This window comes from Xanthobacter luteus, assembly GCF_040049235.1.
GTDB lineage: Bacteria > Pseudomonadota > Alphaproteobacteria > Rhizobiales > Xanthobacteraceae > Xanthobacter.
The window spans coordinates 197,482-215,927 of record NZ_JBDZDO010000001.1; the positions used below are offsets into that span (position 1 = coordinate 197,482).

The following is an 18,446-nucleotide window of genomic DNA, read 5'->3' on the forward strand; positions in this document are numbered from 1 at the left end:
ATGGCTGAGGGCGGGGTCCGGGCGCGGGGGCGGCGATGAACTACATTTCCAATTCCATCAACATCTTCGTGATGGTGTTCGCGGCGCTGTTCCCGGTGGTCAATCCGCTCGGCAGCGCGCCGATCTTCCTCAATTTCGTGCGCAAGTGCTCGCCCGCCGTGCGCGAGCAGGTGGCCCGGTCGGTGGCCCTCTACGGCTTCGTGCTGCTGTTCGGCTCGCTCTTGTTCGGGGCGCAGATCCTGCTGTTCTTCGGCGTCAGCCTGCCGGTCCTGCGGGTGGCTGGCGGCGCGGTGGTGACCGCGGTGGGCTGGGGCCTGCTGCACCAGGGCGACGAGCCCGCCGACCGCGCGGCGAGCCAGGAGCTGAGCGAGGCGCAGGCCCAGGACGAGGCCTTCTATCCCCTCACCCTGCCGCTCACGGTGGGCCCCGGCTCCATCGCCACCACCATCGCCATCGCCGCCAGCCACAAGCCGACCTGGCAGACCGACCTCATGGAATCGCTCTCCAGCCTGATCGGCGCCGTGGCCGGGCTGCTGGCGGTGGCGCTCACGGTGTATTTCGCCTTTCGCGAGGCGCCCACCATCGAGCGGGTGCTGGGCAAGACCGGCACCAACGTCCTGGTGCGCTTGTTCGCCTTCATCCTGTTCGCCATCGGCGTCGAGATCATCTGGCTCGGCATGCGCGAACTGCTGGGCCAGGTGCCGCGCTAGAGCCGGACCTGCTCTTGGTTCGCCCGAGCGATTCGCTATGAGCAGCGAATCCGTCTCCATTCAGTAAGTTAGAGGGCGATTCACCGTGTCGCCCAGCCGCGATCGCCGGAAGGAGCCGCCGATGTTTCCCGCCTCCGACATCCGCCGCGTCGCCGTGATCGGCGCCGGCACCATCGGCGCCAGCTGGGCGGCGCTGTTCATCTCCCGCGGGCTGGAGGTGACGGTGAGCGATCCCGCGCCGAGCGCGAAGGCGGCGACCCAGCGCTTCATCGACGCCGCCTGGCCGGCGCTGAAGCAGCTCGGCGCATTGCCCTCGGCCGACCCCGCCGCCTGGCGCTTCGCGGCCGACCCGCTGGAGGCGGCGGCCGGCGCCGACTTCGTGCAGGAGAACGCGCCCGAGCGCTATGAGATCAAGCAGCCTTTGCTCCGGCAGCTGGACGCGGTCCTGGCGCCCCATGCGGTGATCGCCTCCAGCACCTCGGGCCTGCTGCTGAGCCGGATGACCGAGCAGTGCGCCCGGCCGGAGCGGTGCGTCATCGGCCATCCCTTCAACCCGCCGCACCTCATTCCGCTGGTGGAGGTGCTCGGCCACGGGCCGGACGGACGGGCGGCGGTGGACACCGCCATGGCCTTCTATGCCGCCATCGGCAAGCGCCCCATCGAACTGCGCAAGGAGGTGAAGGGCCACGTGGCGAACCGGCTCCAGGCGGCGCTGTGGCGCGAGGCGATCCATCTGGTCGCGCAGGGCGTGGCCTCGCTGGAGGACATCGACGCCGCGGTCTCGGAAGGGCCGGGCCTGCGCTGGGCGCTGATGGGCCAGCACATGACCTTCCATCTGGGCGGCGGCCCGGGCGGCCTCGCCCATTTCCTGGAGCACCTCTTGCCGGCGGTGGAAGGCTGGTGGGCCGACCTCGGCGCGCCGCAGATGACGCCGGAGCTCCAGGCGCAGCTGGTGCGCGGCGTGATCGCGGAAGCGGCCGGCCGCTCCATCGCCGACCTCGCGGCGCGGCGCGACGGTCTGCTGACGCAGATCATCGCCCTGAAGCGCGACCAGGCCGAGGCGGAGGCGCAGAAGGAGATGGCCGGGCGCCTCGACGAGGCGCTGAGGAGAGCTTCCCCGCCAGCGACCCGCCGGCGGTGCACCGCGAGACCTGAAGGCCGCACGGCGATGGCGGTCCCGGCGGGCAGGCCGCCCGCCGCCGGCCCGCAGGTGTTCAGACGTGGATCGCCCGTCCGTAGGCGGCCATGACGCTCTCGTGCATCATCTCGGAGAGCGTCGGATGCGGGAACACCGCATGGATCAGCTCCTCCTCGGTGGTCTCGAGATTCATGGCGATGACGAAGCCCTGGATCAGCTCCGTCACCTCGGCCCCCACCATGTGGGCGCCCAGGAGTTCGCCGGTCTTGGCGTCGAAGATGGTCTTCACGAGGCCGTCCGGCTCGCCGAGGGCGATCGCCTTGCCGTTGCCGATGAAGGGGAAGCGGCCGACCTTGATCTGCCGCCCCGCCTCCTTGGCCTTCTTCTCGGTGAGGCCCACGGAGGCGATCTGCGGCGTGCAATAGGTGCAGCCGGGGATCTTGTTCTTGTCCATGGGATGGGTGGGAAGGCCCTTGATGGTCTCGACGCAGATCACGCCCTCGTGCTCCGCCTTGTGGGCCAGCATGGGCGGGCCGGCGATGTCGCCGATGGCGTAGACCCCGGGCACGTTGGTGCGCCCGAGCCCGTCGGTGACGACAATGCCGCGCTCCATCTTCACCCCCAGCGCCTCGAGGCCGAGCCCTTCCACATTGCCCTGAACGCCCACCGCCGAGATCATGCGCTCGACCGCGATGTCGTGCGCCTTGCCCTTGTCGTCGGTGACATGGACCGTGAGGCTGTCGGCATGCTTGGTGACGCCCGTCACCTTGGCGCCGGACATGATCTTCATACCCTGCTTCTCGAAGCGCTTGCGGGCGACGGCGGCGATCTCCTCGTCCTCCACCGGCAGGATCTGCGGCAGCACTTCGACCACCGTCACGTCGACGCCCATGGTGCGGTAGAAGGAGGCGAACTCGATGCCGATGGCGCCCGAGCCCATCACCAGCAGGGACTTCGGCATCTTCTCCGGCACCATGGCCTCGAAATAGGTCCAGATCAGCTTCTTGTCCGGCTCGATCCCCGGCAAAGCGCGCGGCCGGGCGCCGGTGGCGACGATGATGTGCTTGGCGGCATACTCGCCGCCGCCCTTGGCGTTCTTCGGCGGGTTCTGGGCGGCCTCCACCTTCAGCTTGCCGGGGGCCGTGAAGGCGGCCTTGCCCCAGATCACGTCCACCTTGTTCTTGTTGAGCAGGAAGCCGACGCCGGTGGCGAGCTGGGACGACACGCCGCGCGAGCGCTTCACCACCGCCGCCGCGTCGAAGGACACCTTCTCGGCGGAGAGGCCGTAATCCTTGGCGTGCTCCATGTAGTGGTAGATCTCGGCGGAGCGCAGCAGCGCCTTGGTGGGGATGCAGCCCCAGTTGAGGCAGATGCCGCCGAGATGGCTCTTTTCCACCACCGCGGTCTTGAAGCCGAGCTGCGCCGCGCGGATGGCGGCCACGTAGCCGCCCGGTCCGCCGCCGATGACGATGATGTCGTAGGTCTCAGCCATGGGTGTCTCCTCGGCGCCGGCGTGGGTCCCGTGCGCGATGCGGCCGGAGCGCGTCCGGCCGCCGGCGCTTCACTTGGTCAGGATGGCGTAGATCTCGTCCTTCAGCGCGATGCGCTCGCGGCGCAAGGCCTCCATCTCCTCGTCGCCGGTCGGCTCCACGTCGGTCTCGGCGCGGTGCACCTGGCGGTTCACCTCGTGATACGCGTCATAGAGCTTGGCAAAGTGCGCGTCGGACTGCTTCAGGGCGCTGATCTTCTCCGCATATTCGGGGAAGTCGGCGGCAAGCTCGTGGGGCGTGTGGCTCATGTTCGTCTCTTCGCTGTGGCGTTCGGGCACGTTCGGGCGCCTCGAAGCTGCTGCTACACGATGCGCCGGTAGGGAGATTTGATCTGGCGCGGCCTTCCCGGGCCAGATCAGAGCGCGTGCAACCGGCGGGCCGACCGCTCATGGCGGCCCGCCCGTAGGGATCACACCGGCATCGACTCACACCAGCATCGACATGGGCTTTTCGATGAAGCCCTTGAAGGCGGACAGGAGCTCGGCGCCGAGCGCCCCGTCCATCACCCGGTGGTCGCAGGTGAGCGTGGTGGTCATCTGCATGACCACCTTGACCTCGCCGCCGCGCACCACCGCGCGCTGCTCGGAGGCGCCCACCGCCAGGATGGAGGACTGGGGCGCGTTGATGATGGCGGTGAAGTTGCGCATCCCCATCATGCCGAGGTTCGACACCGACGAGGAGCCGCCGGAATATTCCTCGGGCTTCAGCTTCTTGGTGCGGGCGCGGGCGGCCAGATCGCGCATCTCGTTGGAGATCGCCGAGAGCGACTTCAGCTCCGCTTTCTTGACGATGGGCGCGTAGAGCCCGCCGTCGAGCGCCACCGCGACACCCACGTCGGAATGCTTCATGCGCAGGATGCGGTCCTCGGCCCACACCGCGTTGGCCGCCGGCACCTTCTGCAGCGCCAGCGCCAGGGCCTTGATGATGAAGTCGTTCACCGAGACCCGGTAGGCCGCCTTGCCGTCCTTGTCCTTGGCGGCGGCGGCGTTCACCTGCTCGCGCAGCGCCATGAGGTCGTCGATGTCGCAATCGACCGTGAGGAAGAAGACCGGGGTGACCTGCTCGCTCTCCACGAGCCGGCGGGCGATGGTCTTGCGCATGCCGTCGAGCGGCACTTCCTCGTAGCTGCCGGCCTCGAACAGGGCCTTCACCTGCTCGGCGCCGGGCGCGACGGCGAGCGCGGGCTTGGGCGCGGCGGCCGCAGGGGCCGGCGCGGCGGCGGGAGCAGACGCGGCGGCGGGGGGCGGCGCGGGCTTGGCGCCGGGCTGCACCCCGTCCAGATCGCGGGCGATGACGCGGCCATGGGGGCCGGAGCCCTGCACCGCGGCCACATCGATGCCCTTCTCCTTGGCGATCCGGCGCGCCAGCGGCGAGGCGAACACGCGCGCCCCCTGCCCGCCGGCGGCAGCAGCGGCAGCAGGCGCCGGGGCGGCAGGCGCCGCAGGGGGAGACGGAGCGGCGGGTGCGGCCACGGCGGGCGCTGCCGCGGCCGGCGCTGCCGGAGCCGGCGCGGCGGCGGGCGCGGCGCCCCCCTGCCCGGCCGATGCGGCAGCCGCCTTCACGTCCTCGCCCTCGCCGGCGAGCACGGCGATGAGCTGGTTCACGGGCACGTCCTGCGTGCCCGCGGGCACCAGGATCTTGGCGAGGATGCCCTCGTCCACCGCCTCCACCTCCATGGTGGCCTTGTCGGTCTCGATCTCGGCGAGCACGTCGCCGGACTTCACGGTGTCGCCTTCCTTCTTCAGCCACTTGGAGAGGTTGCCCTTCTCCATGGTGGGGGAGAGCGCCGGCATCAGGATCTCGATGGGCATTTGACCCCCCCTCAGCGATAGGTGACGGCGTGGACCGCCGCGATCACCTCGGCGACCGACGGCAGAGCGAGCTTCTCGAGGTTGGCGGCATAGGGCATGGGCACGTCCTTGCCGGTCACGCGCAGCACCGGCGCATCGAGCCAGTCGAACGCCTTGTCCATGAGCTGGGCGGCGATCTCGGCGCCGATGCCGGACTGGGGCCAGCCCTCCTCCACGGTGACGCAGCGCCCGGTCTTCTTCACGCTCTCGACGATCGCCGGCACGTCCATGGGGCGGATGGTGCGCAGGTCGATCACCTCCGCCTCGATGCCCTGCTTGGCCAGCTCCTCGGCGGCCTTGAGCGCATAGGTCATGCCGATGGAGAAGGACACCAGCGTCACGTCCTTGCCGGCCCGCGCGACGCGCGCCTTGCCGATGGGCAGCACGAAGTCGTCGAGCTTGGGCACCTCGAAGGTGTGGCCGTAGAGGATCTCGTTCTCGAGGAAGATGATCGGGTTGGGGTCGCGGATGGCGGCCTTCAGCAGGCCCTTGGCATCGGAGGCGCTGTAGGGCGCGATCACCTTGAGGCCGGGAATGTGGCTGTACCAGGCGGAATAGTCCTGGCTGTGCTGGGCCGCGACGCGCGCCGCCGCCCCGTTCGGGCCGCGGAACACGATGGAGCAGTGCACCTGGCCGCCGGACATGTAGAGCGTCTTGGCGGCCGAGTTGATGATCTGGTCCATCGCCTGCATGGCGAAATTGAAGGTCATGAACTCGACGATGGGCTTCAGCCCCGCCATCGCGGCGCCGACCCCCATGCCGGCGAAGCCGTGCTCCGTGATCGGCGTGTCCACCACCCGCCGGGCGCCGAATTCCTGCAGCAGCCCTTGGGTGATCTTGTAGGCGCCCTGGTATTCAGCGACCTCCTCGCCCATCACGAACACGTCCGGATCGCGGCGCATCTCCTCGGCCATGGCGTCGCGCAGGGCTTCGCGCACGGTCATCTGCACGAACTCGGTGCCGGCCGGCACCTCCGGATCGGGCTGCACCGAGACCTGCGGCGGGGCGGCGACGGCGCTCGGCGCGGGGGTCGAGGGCACCGCGGGGGCCGAGGCCGCCGCGGGCGATGGCGCCGCCGGCGGCGCGCTCTCGGCCGCCTTGGCGACCGGCGCGGGCGCGGCGCTCGCATCCTCGCCATCGGCGACGATGGTGGCGATGGGCGTGTTCACGGCCACGTCCTGCGTGCCCTCGGGCACCAGGATCCGGCCGAGGACGCCCTCGTCCACCGCCTCCACCTCCATGGTGGCCTTGTCGGTCTCGATCTCGGCGAGCACGTCGCCGGATTTCACGGCGTCGCCTTCCTTCTTCACCCACTTGGTGAGGTTGCCCTTCTCCATGGTGGGCGAGAGGGCCGGCATGAGGACTTCGATGGCCATGGCTTCAGCTCTCGGTCAGCAATAGGTCAGCTTTTGGCGGGCACCTGCGCCGGGGCGGCGCCGGGACGCGGCGTGGTCAAGTTGGTGTAGGCGGACGCGGAGGCCACCACGAGGGTGACCGCCACGAAGAAGGCGACGGTGGCCTTGTTCATGCGCGCGGCGTCGGCGGCCGGCGCGGCGGCGCGGGGCCGCACCGCGAACGGCCACACGACCACCAGGACCAAAGTCGCGGCGGTCGGCAGCCCCGCGGCGCGCTCGGCCCGGAACGTCCTCAGCGCCTCGCGCACCGCCAAGCCCCACGCGCCGAGCGCGACGGCGATGGCGAGGATGACGAGAGCGAGGAACAGAGTGGCCATGGCCCGCGCCTCAGCGCAGCACGTCCGTATAGAGCTCGGCGATCTCCGGCTCGGGATCGTGGCTCGCAAAGTCGGCGGCGGCATTGACGATCTCGCGGATCTCCGCGTCGATCGCCTTCAGCGCATCTTCGCCGATCGCGTGGCTCTCCAGCAGCCGCACCCGCACCTGCTCGATGGGATCGTGCTCGGTGCGCATCTTCTGCACCTCTTCCTTCGAGCGGTACTTGGCCGGATCCGACATGGAGTGGCCGCGATAGCGGTAGGTCTGCATCTCGAGGATGTAAGGCCCGTTGCCCTCGCGGGCGAAGGCGAGTGCGCGGGCGCCGGCGGCCTTCACCGCGCGCACGTCCATGCCGTCCACCTGCTCGCCGGGAATGTTGAAGGAGGTGCCGCGCTTGGAGAAGTCGGTTTGGGCGGAGGCGCGGTTCACCGCTGTGCCCATGGCGTATTTGTTGTTCTCGATCACGTACACGACCGGCAGCTTCCACAGCTCGGCCATGTTGAAGCTCTCATAGACTTGGCCCTGATTGGCCGCTCCGTCGCCGAAATAGGTGACGGCGACGCTGCCGCTCTCGCGGTAGCGGTTGGCGAAGCCGAGCCCGGTGCCGAGCGAGACCTGGGCGCCGACGATGCCGTGGCCGCCGAAGAATTGTTTCTCGATGCTGAACATGTGCATCGAGCCGCCCTTGCCCTTGGAGAGCCCGCCGCGCCGGCCGGTGAGCTCGGCCATGACGCCCTTGGCCTCCATGCCGGTGGACAGCATGTGGCCGTGGTCGCGATAGCCGGTGATCACCTGATCGCCGGGCTTCATCGCCATCTGCATGCCCACCACCACGGCCTCCTGGCCGATATAAAGGTGGCAGAAGCCGCCGATCAGGCCCATGCCATACATCTGGCCGGCCTTCTCCTCGAAGCGGCGGATGAGCAGCATCTCGCGATAGGCCGCGAGGTCCTCGTCGGGGGAAAAGGCGGGAATCGCGGGCTCGGAATCAGCGGCGCGGGCGGATGGTTTCTTGGGGGCCATCGGCGTCCTCGGATACGCGGAGAGGTGGCCCTTCCTACTCCAGCTCGCGGCGCCCTCAAAGCGCCAAATTCCGGATGTTGCGCCGCAACACGTTGCTAACTCTTGATTCTGCTACATTGAACTGAATATCAGTTCAAGCGTTGCGTGAACCAAAATACAGTTCATTTGCTGCGAAGCAGCACGATATCCTTGGGATGGATGAAGTCCAATTGACGGCGGCCCTGCTCGTCCAGCAGGTCGGGATCGAGCTGGTTCGCCACCAGCAGCGACACCTTGTGCTCCAGCGCCGCACGCTGCGTCTTCAGCGCGTCGAGGTCCTGCTGCAGCTGCTGCAGGTCCTGCTCGAAATTGCGCTTGGCCAGCAGGCCGTGGTCGCCAGTATAGGCATGATAGGCGAAATAGCCGATGAGCGCGGCCGCCCCCACATGGAGCGCGAGCGTGGCAAGGATGGTCTGGAGACGGGAGCGGCTCTGCATCGGCCCACTTTCGCCGAAGCCGGTTTCCGCCCTGTTAAGAGCCGGCGCGGTGCGGGCGGCGCGTCAGTCTTCCGCCCCGAGGCCGCGACGGGCGCGGTCGAGTTCCCGGGCATAGCGCTTGAGCACATAGGCTTCCCCCAGCAGGCCCACGAGCCGCCGGCCGTCGCGATCCTCGACCACGGCGAGGTCCTCCGCGTGGGCGGCGTCGAAACCGAGCGCCGCCTCCTTCACGCTCATGGCGGGCAGCAGCATCGCGTCCTGCTGGCGGGCGATGCTGGCCGCCAGCGCGTCGTCCGCTTGGGACGGCGCGTGGGCGGCGGCCACCTGGACCAGGCCGCGATAGGCGCCGGCATCGTCCACCAGGGCGACGACGCGGTGCGCGCCCAATGGAATGGCGGCGCGCAGGGCGCCGATGGTGCCGGCCGCGGGAAAGCGCGCGAACTCGGTGCGCATCATCCGCCCCACGCTGAGCTCGCGCATCCAGCCGATGTCCTGCGCACTGCGGATCGCCTCCCCGCGCAGATGGAAGCGCCAGGTGGAGAAGGAATAGCCGAAGGTCCCGCGCACGGCGAGCGAGGTCGTCACCGCGGCGGCCAGCACGTAGCCGGTGAGCGCGAGGTCGCGCGTCATCTCCAGCACCAGGAAGCTCATGGTCAACGGCCCGCCGATGATGCCCACCGCCAGCGCCCCCATGCCCACCACCGCCACCACCGCCGGATCGAGATGGAGCGCCGGCCAGGCGAGCGCCAGCAGGCCGCCATAGAGCTTGCCCATGAGCGCGCCGAGGAACAGCGAGGCGAAGAACAGCCCGCCCCGGAAGCCCGAGCCGATGGAGAGCGCCGAGGCGAGGATCTTGAAGCCGAAGATCATCGCCACCGAAAGCGTCACCGCGCTCTCCACCTGCCGGTGCAGAGCGCCGTGCCCGTCCGAGAGCACCTGCGGGCTGTAGAGCGCGAGCGCGCCCACCATCAGGCCCGCCACCACCGGCCGCAGGGGCGCGGGGATGCGGCTGCGCGCGAAGGCCGCCTCCACCCCGGTCACGAGCCGCATGACGATCACCGCCACCAGCGCCGCCACGAGCCCGAGCCCGAGCACCGGCACGATGTCGATCGGCGCCAGCGTCACGTCGAGCGGCAGGTTCAGCGGCTCCACGTGCGCGCCCAGCACCCGCGCCGTCATCACCGCCACGATGGTGGCGGCCAAGACCGGCGCGGCGGCGGGGATGGAATAGCAGCCGATGATGATCTCGAAGCCGTAGAACGCGCCCATCAGCGGCGCGTCGAACGCCGCGCCGATGCCCGCCGCCGCCCCTGCCCCCACTAGGATGCGCAGGTCGTTGCGCCGGAGCGCGAACGTCTGGCCGAGGCGCGAGGCGATGCCGGCGCCGATCTGCGAATAGCCCGCCTCGAGGCCGAGCGAGGCGCCGAAGCCGTTGGAGACCATGGTCTGGGCGGAGACGATGATGCTGTCGACGAGCGACATGCGCCCGCCATGCAGCGCGTTGGCCTCGATGGGATCGACGATGGGATGGTCGCGCCAGCGCTTCAGCGCCAGCGCGATCAGCCCCATCGCCGCGCCGCCGGCGGCCGGCACCAGGACCAGCCAGGGCGAGAGCAGCGCCGGCGACGCGCTGAGCCGCTCGCCCGGCGAAAGGCCGTAGAGCCATTCGTGGGCCCATTGGGTGGCCGCGCTCATGGCGCTCGCCGCCAGCCCCGCCAGCACCCCCATCACGGCGGCGATGAGCACCAAAGCGACCTCGCGCGAGCGCGCGCTCGCCTGGGCGGACGCCAGAAGGCGCGCCAGGTGCGACCGCGGCCCGCCGGCCTGGGGGGGATCGGCGGGCGCGTCGGTCATGGCTCAGGCGAAGGTGTTGGTGCGCGGGAAGCCCTTGGGCGGCAGGCGCCCGGCCGAGGCGCGCTCGCCTTGCCATTCGGCGAGCTCCGGCAGCTTCACGGTCCAGGTGCGCCCGGAGGTGTCCTGCCAGGTGAGGCCGTCGTCGAGCGCGAACACCTTGAGGTCGGACAATCCGCCCTCGCGGTATTTCTGCAGCCGCACGCCGCGTCCGCGCGCCATCTCGGGCACCTGGGAGAGCTGGAACAGGAGCAGCTTGCGGTTCTCGCCGATCACCGCCACGGTATCGCCCTCCACCGGCACCGCGAGCAGCGCCATGTCGGGCGCGTCCATCACCAGCACCTGCTTGCCCTTGCGGGTGTTGGCGACGCACTCGTCCTCGCTCACCACGAAGCCGCGCCCTTCCTTCGAGGCCACCAGCAGCTTGCGCCCGCTCTGATAGGCGAAGACCGAGACGATCTCCGCCTCCTGCTCCAGGTCGATCATCAGGCGCACCGGCTCGCCGTGCCCGCGCCCGCCGGGCAGCTTTGCGGCATCGAGGGTGAAGAAGCGCCCGTTGGTGGTGAACACCATGACCTTGGAGGTGGTCTCGGCGAAGAAGGTGTGGCCGAGCGCGTCGTCGCCCTTGAACTGGAGGGTCGACAGGTCCTGCACATGGCCCTTCAGCGCGCGGATCCAGCCCTTCTGCGAGACCACGACGGTCACCGGCTCGCGCTCCACCAGCGCCTCGGTGAAGGCGTCCTCGTGCACCGTGGGGGCGGCGGCGAAGGTGGTGCGGCGCCGGCCGATGGCGGTGTCGGGGCCGTAGGTCTTGCGGGTCTCGCGGATCTCCTTGGCGATGGCGCGCCACTGCGCGCCCTCCGAGCCGACCAGCTTGTCGAGCTTGTCCTTCTCGGCGGACAGGGCGTCGTGCTCCTTCTTGATCTCCATCTCCTCCAGGCGCCGCAGGGACCTAAGGCGCATGTTGAGGATCGCCTCCGCCTGCACGTCGGTGAGCGAGAAGGTGGCGATCAGGGTCGCCTTCGGCTCGTCCTCCTCGCGGATGATGCGGATCACCTCGTCGAGGTTGAGATAGGCGACGAGATAGCCGCCCAGCACCTCGAGGCGATGGGCGATCTGGCCGAGCCGGAAGCGCGAGCGGCGCAGCAGCACGTCGCGGCGGTGGTCGAGCCACTCACGCAGCGCCTCCGCCAGGGACAGCACCTTGGGGATCTGGCCCTTCACCAGCACGTTCATGTTGAGCGGCACGCGCGCTTCGAGCTCGGTGAGCTTGAACAGGCTCTCCATGAGCACTTCGGCATCCACCGTGCGGGCGCGCGGCTCCAGCACCAGGCGGATGTCCTCGGCGCTCTCGTCGCGCACGTCGGCGAGCAGCGGCAGCTTCTTGTCGGTGAGCAGTTCGGCGATCTTCTCCACCAGGCGCGACTTGGCGACGCCGTAGGGGATCTCGGTCACCACCACCTGATAGGTGCCGCGCCCGGTCTCCTCCTTCTCCCAGCGCGCCCGCACCCGGAACGAGCCGCGTCCGGTGGCATAGGCCTCGGCGACGCCGACCGGGTCGTCCACCAGGATGCCGCCGGTGGGAAAGTCCGGTCCCGGCACGAACTTCAGCAGATCGAACGCCATGGCGTCCGGATGCTCGACGAGGTGGAGCGCGGCGTCCAGCAGCTCGGCGGCGTTGTGGGGCGGGATCGAGGTGGCCATGCCGACCGCGATGCCCTGGGAGCCGTTGGCGAGCAGGTTGGGGAACGCCGCCGGCAGCACCACCGGCTCCTCTTCCGAGCCGTCATAGGTGGGGCGGAAGTCCACCGCGTCCTCGTCGATGCCGTCCAGCAGCAGGCGCGCGGTCTCGGTGAGGCGCGCCTCGGTGTAGCGCATGGCGGCGGCGTTATCGCCGTCCACGTTGCCGAAATTGCCCTGCCCGTCCACCAGCGGGTAGCGCTGGGCGAAATCCTGGGCGAGGCGCACCAGCGCGTCATAGACCGACTGGTCGCCGTGGGGATGGAACTTGCCGATCACGTCGCCCACCACGCGGGCGGACTTCTTGAAGCCCTGGCCGGGGTCGAGCTTGAGCTGGCGCATGGCGTGGAGGATGCGCCGGTGCACCGGCTTCAGGCCGTCGCGCGCGTCGGGCAGCGCGCGGTGCATGATGGTGGAGAGCGCGTAAGCGAGATAGCGCTCTTCCAGCGCCGCCTTGAGCGCCACCGGTTCGATGTGCCCGTCGCCGGGCGGGAGGGTGCGGGTTGCCATGGACCGCAGTTACAGCGCGACCGATGGCTCCACAAGGCGCTTCTTGTCTGCCATCCACCGGCGCCCGTGCCGCCGGTGGCAGGCAGGGTGGCGCGCGGCCACGGCGCGCCCGGGCCACCATCCGCATTCCGCCACAGGCGGGACAAACAACCGCCGCCGGATGTACTCAGAGTCGTGGTCGCGGGGATTCTTCACTGGCGAATACGCCTGAACGGAGCTCACTGATGCGTAAGATTGCACTTGCGGCGGGTGGCGCGCTTGTCCTCGGTCTTCTCGCGCTCTCCGCCCCCGCTTCCGCGGCGAGCATTCCCTCCAGCGGCTCGGCCCTGCTCGGCCCGGTCGAGACGCAAGCCGGCCCGCAAGAGGTGCGCTGGCGCCGCGTCTGTCGCCAGGTGCGGGTCTGGCGCTATGGCCGCTGGCGCTGGGTCACGCGCTGCAAAAGCGTGTGGGTCGGCCCGCGCTGCGGTCCGGGCTGGGGCCGGCCCTGCTGGTGATCAGCCGCGCGGCGCCGCCGCGAGGCCGCGGCGCCAGGCGGCGATGAAGGACGCGCGGGCCGGGGAAAGGCCCTGCCCGCGCGGTTCCAGTGCGCGAACGGCCAGGAAATGGCCGGTGATCCTGAGCCCCTCCTCCACCTCTTGCGGCGTAGGGGGCGCGGCCCCGCCCAGGAAGAAGGACGGCAGCAGGAACAGTCGGTCGGCGAACGGATCGCCGGCCTGCCGGCTCACGGCGCGCCCGCTCTTCGGCGAGACGTAGACGAGATCGTTGCGCCCGCCGGTGGCGGCGCAGGTCTCCAGCTCCAGGCCGAAGCCCATTTCCCCCAGCAAAGCGAGTTCGAAGCGGGCCATCAGCTGTCCCGCCGAGGCCGCATCGTCCAGCGCATCGAGGATCGCGCCGGTGGTCTCGTATAATCCTTCGTGCGGGTCGCGCTCGGGCAACAGGTGCAGAAGCTGCGCCATGTGGGAGAGGCCGAAGGCGGCATGGGCGGTCGCCATCAGCCGGTCGGCCCGCTGGATGCTCGCCTCCAGCAGATAGTTGCCGAGATGCTCCTCCAGCCGCGCCCGCCAGGTGGCGAGCACGGTGTTGCCCGGCTGGAGCAGGCTGGAATGCTGGCGCGAGGCGCCGCCGCGCACGATGCCGAGATGGCGCCCGCGCCGGCGCGTGAGGAGCTCGACGATGGCGCCCGCCTCGCCGTGGCGCCTGATGCCCAGGACGATGCCCTCGTCGCTCCATTCCACGGAAGGCTACCCGCCCTTGGGGAATTCGAGGCCCATCTCGCGGTAGCGCTCGGGATCGTCGGCCCAGTTCTCGCGCACCTTCACGAACAGGAACAGGTGCACCTTCTGCTCGATGATCTCGGCGATCTCCGCGCGCGCCTCGGAGGATATGGCCTTGATGGTGGCCCCCCCCTTGCCGAGCACGATCTTCCTCTGGCTGTCGCGCTCGACGAAGATGGTCTGCTCGATGCGCACCGAGCCGTCGCGCAGCTCCTTCCAGCTCTCGGTCTCCACCGTCGAGCGGTAGGGCAGTTCGTCGTGCAGGCGCACGAACATCTTCTCGCGCGTGATCTCGGCGGCGAGCATGCGCATAGGCGCGTCGGAGATCTGGTCCTCGGGATAGAGCCAGGGGCCAAGCGGCACGACCTCGGCGAACCAGGACTTCACGTCCTCGACCCCGTCCCCGGTGAGCGCGGAGACCATGAACACGCGCTCGAACGGCACCTGCGCGGTGAGCTTGGATGCCAGCTCCAGCAGCGTGTCGCGGCGGATCAGGTCGATCTTGTTGAGGATCAGCGCACGCGGACGGCGGATGTGGGCGAGCGGGGCGAGCAGCGTCTCCACGTCGGCATCGAGGCCGCGCTTGGCATCCACCAGCAGCGCCACCACGTCGGCGTCCGCGGCCTGGGTCCAGGCGGACGAGACCATGGCCCGCTCCAGCCGCCGCTTGGGGGTGAAGATGCCGGGCGTGTCCACGAGGATGAGCTGGGCGGAGCCGAACAGCGCGATGCCGCGCACGATGGCGCGCGTGGTCTGCACCTTGTGGGAGACGATGGAGACCTTGGTCCCCACCAAAGCGTTGGTGAGGGTGGACTTGCCGGCATTGGGAGCGCCGATCAGCGCCACGAAGCCGCAGCGCGTCGGGCCGCTGGGCGGCGCGGGGCGCGGCGGCGCCGCGTCGGCCTCGTCGTCGGCGTCATCGTCCTCGAACTCGTCGTCATCGAGGTCGCCGGCCTGCAGCTCGCTTTCCTCAGGGTCACCTTCTTCCGCGTCACCTTCGTCCGGGTCGTCGCCGTCGTGAACGTCGCGGTCGTCCGCCGCCGCCACCGCGGCGCGCGCGGGTGGCGCGTCCGCGCCGCGGCCGGCATGCTGCGCCGCCTCCGGCTCCGCCGCGCCATCGGGCGCTGAGGCGAGCGGGACCGCATCGGCGTCCAGCGCCTCGGCCTCGTTGTTCGACTTCTTGCCGGGCTTGCCGCCCCGGCCGCCTGTTTTGCCGCTCATGTCTCTCCGCCCCAGGCGTCCCATTCTCGACGCCCGGCCCGATCGTTCGGCCCCCTGCGCGCCCTCATGTCCGGCTGTGGGCCTGCGCCTCGACGCTCCACACCCCTTCGCGCACCAGGAAGGCGGCGGCCGCCGCCTTCTGGGCCGCCTGCTTGGAGGCGCCGGACGACTCCGCGGGGTCGAGGCCGGGCAGCTCCACCTGCACCGTGAAGCGCGGCGCGTGGTCCGGACCCGCGCGCCCCACGTCCCGGTAGACCGGCGGCGGCAGGCCGCGCCCCTGCGCCCATTCCTGGAGCACCGTCTTGGCGTCCCGCAGCGGCCGGCGCGGCGCCACCAGCCGGGCGCGCCACAGCCGCTCCACCAGCCCCTGCGCGGCGTCGTAGCCGCCATCCAGGAACACCGCGGCGACCACGCTTTCGGCGACGTCGGCGAGGATCGCCCGCCGCTTGCTGGCCCCCGACTGGCTCTCGCCGGGGCCGAGGCGGATGTGGGCGCCCATGTCCATGTCGGCCGCCACCTCGGCGCAGGCCTCCTCGCGCACCAGCTCGGCAAGGCGGCGCGAAAGCTCGCCCTCCTCGGCCTCCGGGAAGGCGTCGTAGAGCATGTGCGAGACCGCCGAGCCCAGCACGTGGTCGCCGAGGAATTCGAGGCGTTGATAGGATCTCCGCCGCGGCGCCTCGCCCTTCACCGAGCTGATATGGGACAGCGCGAGCTCGAGCAGCGCGCGGTCCTTGAACCGATAGCCGATCCGCTCCTCGAGGGCAGCCAGATCGTCGGCGGTGGCGGTCAATTCACCGTCTTGAACAACCTGTCCCATCGCACCGTCCAGGGCCAGTTCCAGACCTGCCATGCGGCGGCGCCTTCGTCGATCGAGAAGAAGATCACCTGGGCCTTGCCGATCAGATTGTCGAACGGCACGTAGCCCACTTGGCTCAGCACGCGGCTGTCCTGGGAATTGTCGCGGTTGTCGCCCATCATGAAGAAATGCCCGGGCGGCACGTCGTAGACCGGCGTATTGTCATACATGCCGTTGTCGACGATATCGAGGGTCTCGTACGAAACGCCGTTGGGCAGCGTCTCGCGCCAGCGCTTCACCGGCACCTTGCGCCCCGAGCCGTCGTCCTCGGCGATGTCGGGCAGACGCTCGCGCTTCACCGGCACGCCGTTGATGGTGAGCACGCCGCCGATCATCTGGATCTTGTCGCCCGGCAGGCCCACCACGCGCTTGATGTAGTCGGTGGAATTGTCCTTGGGCAGCTTGAAGACCACCACGTCGCCCCGCGTCGGGTCGGCGCCGAAGATGCGGCCGGAGAACAGATCGAGCGAGATCGGCAGCGAGAAGCGCGAATAGCCGTAGCTGTACTTGGAGACGAACAGATAGTCGCCGATCAGCAGCGTGTCCTTCATGGAGCCGGACGGGATGTTGAACGGCTGGAACAGGAAGGTGCGGATCACGAGCGCGATCAGCAGCGCGTGGATGATGACGCGGACGGTCTCCAGGAAGCCGCCCTCATGTTTCGAATCGCTGGTCGCGGTCATCGAGGATCCAGGTTTCAATTGCGCGCGCGCAGTGTGCAGCAAACTGCGCCGAAAAGGAGGAGACGCGGCGCACGCTGCGCCCGCGGACATCGCCCTCCCTCCCTATAGAGGCTTCACGGCGGGCCGGCAACGCGGGCCGGCCCGGCGCGCATCACCGCTTCGTTCCCGATGCCGCCGCGTCCGCCGTGCCCTCGGCCGGCGGCGCGGCGCCGCGCTGCCAAGGCCAGCGCCCTTCGATCTCCACCTCCAGGGAGAAGGACAGGAAGGTGCGCACCAGCACGATGCCGGCCAGAACCGCCAGGCTCTGCAGGGTCGGCTCGATCGCCACGGTGTTGATGATGTCGGCCGCCACCAGGAATTCAAGGCCCAGCAGGATCGCCATGCCGAGCGAGGAGCGGCATTCGCGGAAGGTGTCCGCCATCGGCCGGCCCGCCCGCGTGCCGCCAACCAGCAGCACCAGCGCCGAGAGGATGCCGTAGACGATGACCGCGGTTCCGGCCACCTCGATGGCGCGGGTGGCCCAATGCAGGATCTCGTTGGCGAGCGTGTCCATGGCCCCTCCCCTTCGGCGCCACGATGCCACCGGGCGGTGCGCGGTGGAAGCGCCGGGCCGGGTCCGGGTTCAGGCGCGCCGGGGAATTGCAGAAATGATGACCTGGGCCGAGACCAGCGGTCCCTCGTCGGTCATGGTGAGGTGGATCACCGCCTCGTGCCCCGCCGGCACCATCGCCTCGAGCCGGCGCGCCGCGCCTCCCGTGAGCACGAGGGTGGGCTGGCCGGTCGAAAGGTTCACCACCCCCATGTCGCGCCAGAACACCCCGTGGCTCAGGCCGGTGCCCAGCGCCTTGGCGCAGGCTTCCTTGGCAGCGAAGCGCTTGGCATAGGTCTCGGCGCGCAGGCGCCGGCGGTCCGCCTTGGCGCGCTCCACCGGGGTGAAGACGCGCTCCAGGAAGCGCGCGCCGAACCGCTCGATGGAGCGGGCGATGCGCCGCGCGTCGGCGAGGTCCGAGCCGATGCCGATGATCACGCCGCCGCCCCGTCCGCCACGCCGCGCGCCGCCAAGGCGCGGCCCCGGTCCATGGCCTCGCGCATGCGGCGCACCGCCGCCTCGAGCCCGACGAAGATCGCCTCGCCCACCAGGAAGTGGCCGATGTTCAGTTCCACCACCCCGGGGATGGCGGCGGCGAGCACCGCGCTCTCGTAATCGAGCCCGTGGCCGGCATGGACCTCGAGGCCAAGGCCGTGCGCCTCGCGCGCCGCCGCGGCGATGCGGGCGAACTCCGCCTGCGCCTCCGCCGCCCGGGCCTCGGCGCGCGCCTCGCACCAGGCGCCGGTGTGCAGCTCGACGATGTCCGCGCCGAGGTCGCGCGCCGCCTGGATCTGTGCCGCATCGGCCGCCACGAACAGCGACACGCGGATGCCCACCTCTTTCAGCAGGGCGATGCGCGGCCCGAGCTCGGCGCCCTGACCGGCGGCGTCGAGCCCGCCCTCGGTGGTGCGCTCCTCACGCTTCTCGGGCACCAGGCAGCAGGCATGGGGTCGGATGCGGCGGGCGATGGCGATCATCTCGTCGGTGGCCGCCATCTCGAAATTGAGCGGGATGGAGATCTCCGCCTTGAGGCGCTCCATGTCCAGGTCGCGGATGTGGCGCCGGTCCTCGCGCAGATGGGCGGTGATGCCGTCGGCGCCGGCCTGCTGCACCAGCAGCGCCGCGCGCACCGGATCGGGCAGCGCGCCGCCGCGGGCATTTCGCACGGTCGCCACGTGGTCGACATTCACGCCGAGTCGGATCGGCCGGATTGCCTGCATGTCCTGATGCTCCCGCTTGAGG

Annotated in this window: 19 protein-coding genes; 3 read left to right on the plus strand and 16 right to left on the minus strand. The window is 70.1% G+C overall.

Going from position 1 to position 18,446, the window contains the following annotated elements; translation table 11 throughout:
* Positions 1–35 precede the first annotated feature (35 nt).
* Complete coding sequence (locus ABLE88_RS01030) at positions 36–710, plus strand: MarC family protein (protein WP_348829496.1); 675 nt, start codon at positions 36–38, stop codon at positions 708–710.
* A 121-nt stretch (positions 711–831) separates the two neighbouring features.
* Positions 832–1,959, plus strand: coding sequence for a 3-hydroxyacyl-CoA dehydrogenase NAD-binding domain-containing protein (locus ABLE88_RS01035; protein ID WP_348829497.1), 1,128 nt, complete (start codon positions 832–834; stop codon positions 1,957–1,959).
* On the opposite strand, the gene lpdA is transcribed toward ABLE88_RS01035, so the two are convergent.
* From lpdA to parC, 9 genes are all read right to left on the minus strand, one after another.
* Complete coding sequence (gene lpdA, locus ABLE88_RS01040) at positions 1,925–3,340, minus strand: dihydrolipoyl dehydrogenase (protein WP_348829498.1); 1,416 nt, start codon at positions 3,338–3,340, stop codon at positions 1,925–1,927. The genes ABLE88_RS01035 and lpdA overlap by 35 nt on opposite strands.
* Before the next feature lie 69 nt (positions 3,341–3,409).
* A complete protein-coding gene (locus tag ABLE88_RS01045) occupies positions 3,410–3,646 on the minus strand; it encodes an HP1242/YdcH family protein (RefSeq protein ID WP_348829499.1) in 237 nt (78 codons plus the stop codon).
* 177 nt (positions 3,647–3,823) lie between these two features.
* Positions 3,824–5,209, minus strand: coding sequence for a pyruvate dehydrogenase complex dihydrolipoamide acetyltransferase (locus ABLE88_RS01050; RefSeq protein ID WP_348829500.1), 1,386 nt, complete (start codon positions 5,207–5,209; stop codon positions 3,824–3,826).
* A gap of 11 nt (positions 5,210–5,220) precedes the next feature.
* On the minus strand, positions 5,221–6,624 hold the full coding sequence (locus tag ABLE88_RS01055) for a pyruvate dehydrogenase complex E1 component subunit beta (RefSeq protein ID WP_348829501.1): 1,404 nt from the start codon (positions 6,622–6,624) through the stop codon (positions 5,221–5,223).
* Between the two features lie 26 nt (positions 6,625–6,650).
* Complete coding sequence (locus tag ABLE88_RS01060) at positions 6,651–6,980, minus strand: hypothetical protein (protein ID WP_348829502.1); 330 nt, start codon at positions 6,978–6,980, stop codon at positions 6,651–6,653.
* A gap of 10 nt (positions 6,981–6,990) precedes the next feature.
* Positions 6,991–8,004: a pyruvate dehydrogenase (acetyl-transferring) E1 component subunit alpha gene (gene pdhA / locus ABLE88_RS01065; protein ID WP_348829504.1), complete on the minus strand. Its 1,014-nt coding sequence runs from the start codon at positions 8,002–8,004 to the stop codon at positions 6,991–6,993.
* Between the two features lie 161 nt (positions 8,005–8,165).
* Positions 8,166–8,480: an FtsB family cell division protein gene (locus tag ABLE88_RS01070; RefSeq protein WP_348829506.1), complete on the minus strand. Its 315-nt coding sequence runs from the start codon at positions 8,478–8,480 to the stop codon at positions 8,166–8,168.
* Positions 8,481–8,543: 63 nt separating this feature from the next.
* Positions 8,544–10,334 (minus strand): chloride channel protein, encoded by a 1,791-nt coding sequence (locus ABLE88_RS01075; RefSeq protein ID WP_348829507.1) that lies wholly within the window; start codon positions 10,332–10,334, stop codon positions 8,544–8,546.
* A gap of 3 nt (positions 10,335–10,337) precedes the next feature.
* Positions 10,338–12,581: a DNA topoisomerase IV subunit A gene (parC, locus tag ABLE88_RS01080; RefSeq protein WP_348829509.1), complete on the minus strand. Its 2,244-nt coding sequence runs from the start codon at positions 12,579–12,581 to the stop codon at positions 10,338–10,340.
* A gap of 224 nt (positions 12,582–12,805) precedes the next feature.
* Here parC and ABLE88_RS01085 point away from each other — a divergent pair, with 224 nt between their 5' ends.
* Positions 12,806–13,075: a hypothetical protein gene (locus ABLE88_RS01085; protein ID WP_348829510.1), complete on the plus strand. Its 270-nt coding sequence runs from the start codon at positions 12,806–12,808 to the stop codon at positions 13,073–13,075.
* Here the strand turns inward: ABLE88_RS01085 and recO are convergent, their stop codons facing one another.
* The 7 genes from recO to ABLE88_RS01120 form a co-directional block, all read right to left on the minus strand.
* A complete protein-coding gene (recO, locus tag ABLE88_RS01090; protein WP_348829511.1) occupies positions 13,076–13,816 on the minus strand; it encodes a DNA repair protein RecO in 741 nt (246 codons plus the stop codon).
* A 6-nt stretch (positions 13,817–13,822) separates the two neighbouring features.
* Positions 13,823–14,815, minus strand: a complete 993-nt coding sequence (era, locus tag ABLE88_RS01095) for a GTPase Era (protein ID WP_348831054.1) — start codon at positions 14,813–14,815, stop codon at positions 13,823–13,825.
* A 325-nt stretch (positions 14,816–15,140) separates the two neighbouring features.
* Entirely contained in the window at positions 15,141–15,866 is a 726-nt protein-coding gene (gene rnc / locus ABLE88_RS01100; RefSeq protein ID WP_348829512.1) for a ribonuclease III, read from the minus strand.
* Positions 15,863–16,615, minus strand: a complete 753-nt coding sequence (gene lepB / locus ABLE88_RS01105; protein WP_348829513.1) for a signal peptidase I — start codon at positions 16,613–16,615, stop codon at positions 15,863–15,865. Before lepB ends, rnc begins: the two co-directional genes overlap by 4 nt.
* Before the next feature lie 151 nt (positions 16,616–16,766).
* Positions 16,767–17,168, minus strand: a complete 402-nt coding sequence (locus ABLE88_RS01110) for a DUF1622 domain-containing protein (protein WP_348829515.1) — start codon at positions 17,166–17,168, stop codon at positions 16,767–16,769.
* A 69-nt stretch (positions 17,169–17,237) separates the two neighbouring features.
* The gene (acpS, locus tag ABLE88_RS01115) at positions 17,238–17,642 is read right to left on the minus strand and encodes a holo-ACP synthase (protein ID WP_348829516.1); all 405 of its coding nucleotides are present in this window, start codon (positions 17,640–17,642) and stop codon (positions 17,238–17,240) included.
* Positions 17,639–18,424, minus strand: a complete 786-nt coding sequence (locus tag ABLE88_RS01120; RefSeq protein WP_348829518.1) for a pyridoxine 5'-phosphate synthase — start codon at positions 18,422–18,424, stop codon at positions 17,639–17,641. Before ABLE88_RS01120 ends, acpS begins: the two co-directional genes overlap by 4 nt.
* Between the last annotated feature and the right edge of the window lie 22 nt (positions 18,425–18,446).

Bases quoted from the DNA above. Each gene is read 5' to 3' on its own strand.
- pdhA (WP_348829504.1), bottom strand. From the start codon at position 8,004: ATGGCCCCCAAGAAACCATCCGCCCGCGCCGCTGATTCCGAGCCCGCG.
- ABLE88_RS01070 (WP_348829506.1), bottom strand. From the start codon at position 8,480: ATGCAGAGCCGCTCCCGTCTCCAGACCATCCTTGCCACGCTCGCGCTC.
- ABLE88_RS01085 (WP_348829510.1), top strand. From the start codon at position 12,806: ATGCGTAAGATTGCACTTGCGGCGGGTGGCGCGCTTGTCCTCGGTCTT.
- ABLE88_RS01035 (WP_348829497.1), top strand. From the start codon at position 832: ATGTTTCCCGCCTCCGACATCCGCCGCGTCGCCGTGATCGGCGCCGGC.
- ABLE88_RS01030 (WP_348829496.1), top strand. From the start codon at position 36: ATGAACTACATTTCCAATTCCATCAACATCTTCGTGATGGTGTTCGCG.
- lepB (WP_348829513.1), bottom strand. From the start codon at position 16,615: ATGACCGCGACCAGCGATTCGAAACATGAGGGCGGCTTCCTGGAGACC.
- ABLE88_RS01055 (WP_348829501.1), bottom strand. From the start codon at position 6,624: ATGGCCATCGAAGTCCTCATGCCGGCCCTCTCGCCCACCATGGAGAAG.
- parC (WP_348829509.1), bottom strand. From the start codon at position 12,581: ATGGCAACCCGCACCCTCCCGCCCGGCGACGGGCACATCGAACCGGTG.
- ABLE88_RS01075 (WP_348829507.1), bottom strand. From the start codon at position 10,334: ATGACCGACGCGCCCGCCGATCCCCCCCAGGCCGGCGGGCCGCGGTCG.
- ABLE88_RS01120 (WP_348829518.1), bottom strand. From the start codon at position 18,424: ATGCAGGCAATCCGGCCGATCCGACTCGGCGTGAATGTCGACCACGTG.
- ABLE88_RS01110 (WP_348829515.1), bottom strand. From the start codon at position 17,168: ATGGACACGCTCGCCAACGAGATCCTGCATTGGGCCACCCGCGCCATC.
- lpdA (WP_348829498.1), bottom strand. From the start codon at position 3,340: ATGGCTGAGACCTACGACATCATCGTCATCGGCGGCGGACCGGGCGGC.
- ABLE88_RS01045 (WP_348829499.1), bottom strand. From the start codon at position 3,646: ATGAGCCACACGCCCCACGAGCTTGCCGCCGACTTCCCCGAATATGCG.
- ABLE88_RS01050 (WP_348829500.1), bottom strand. From the start codon at position 5,209: ATGCCCATCGAGATCCTGATGCCGGCGCTCTCCCCCACCATGGAGAAG.
- ABLE88_RS01060 (WP_348829502.1), bottom strand. From the start codon at position 6,980: ATGGCCACTCTGTTCCTCGCTCTCGTCATCCTCGCCATCGCCGTCGCG.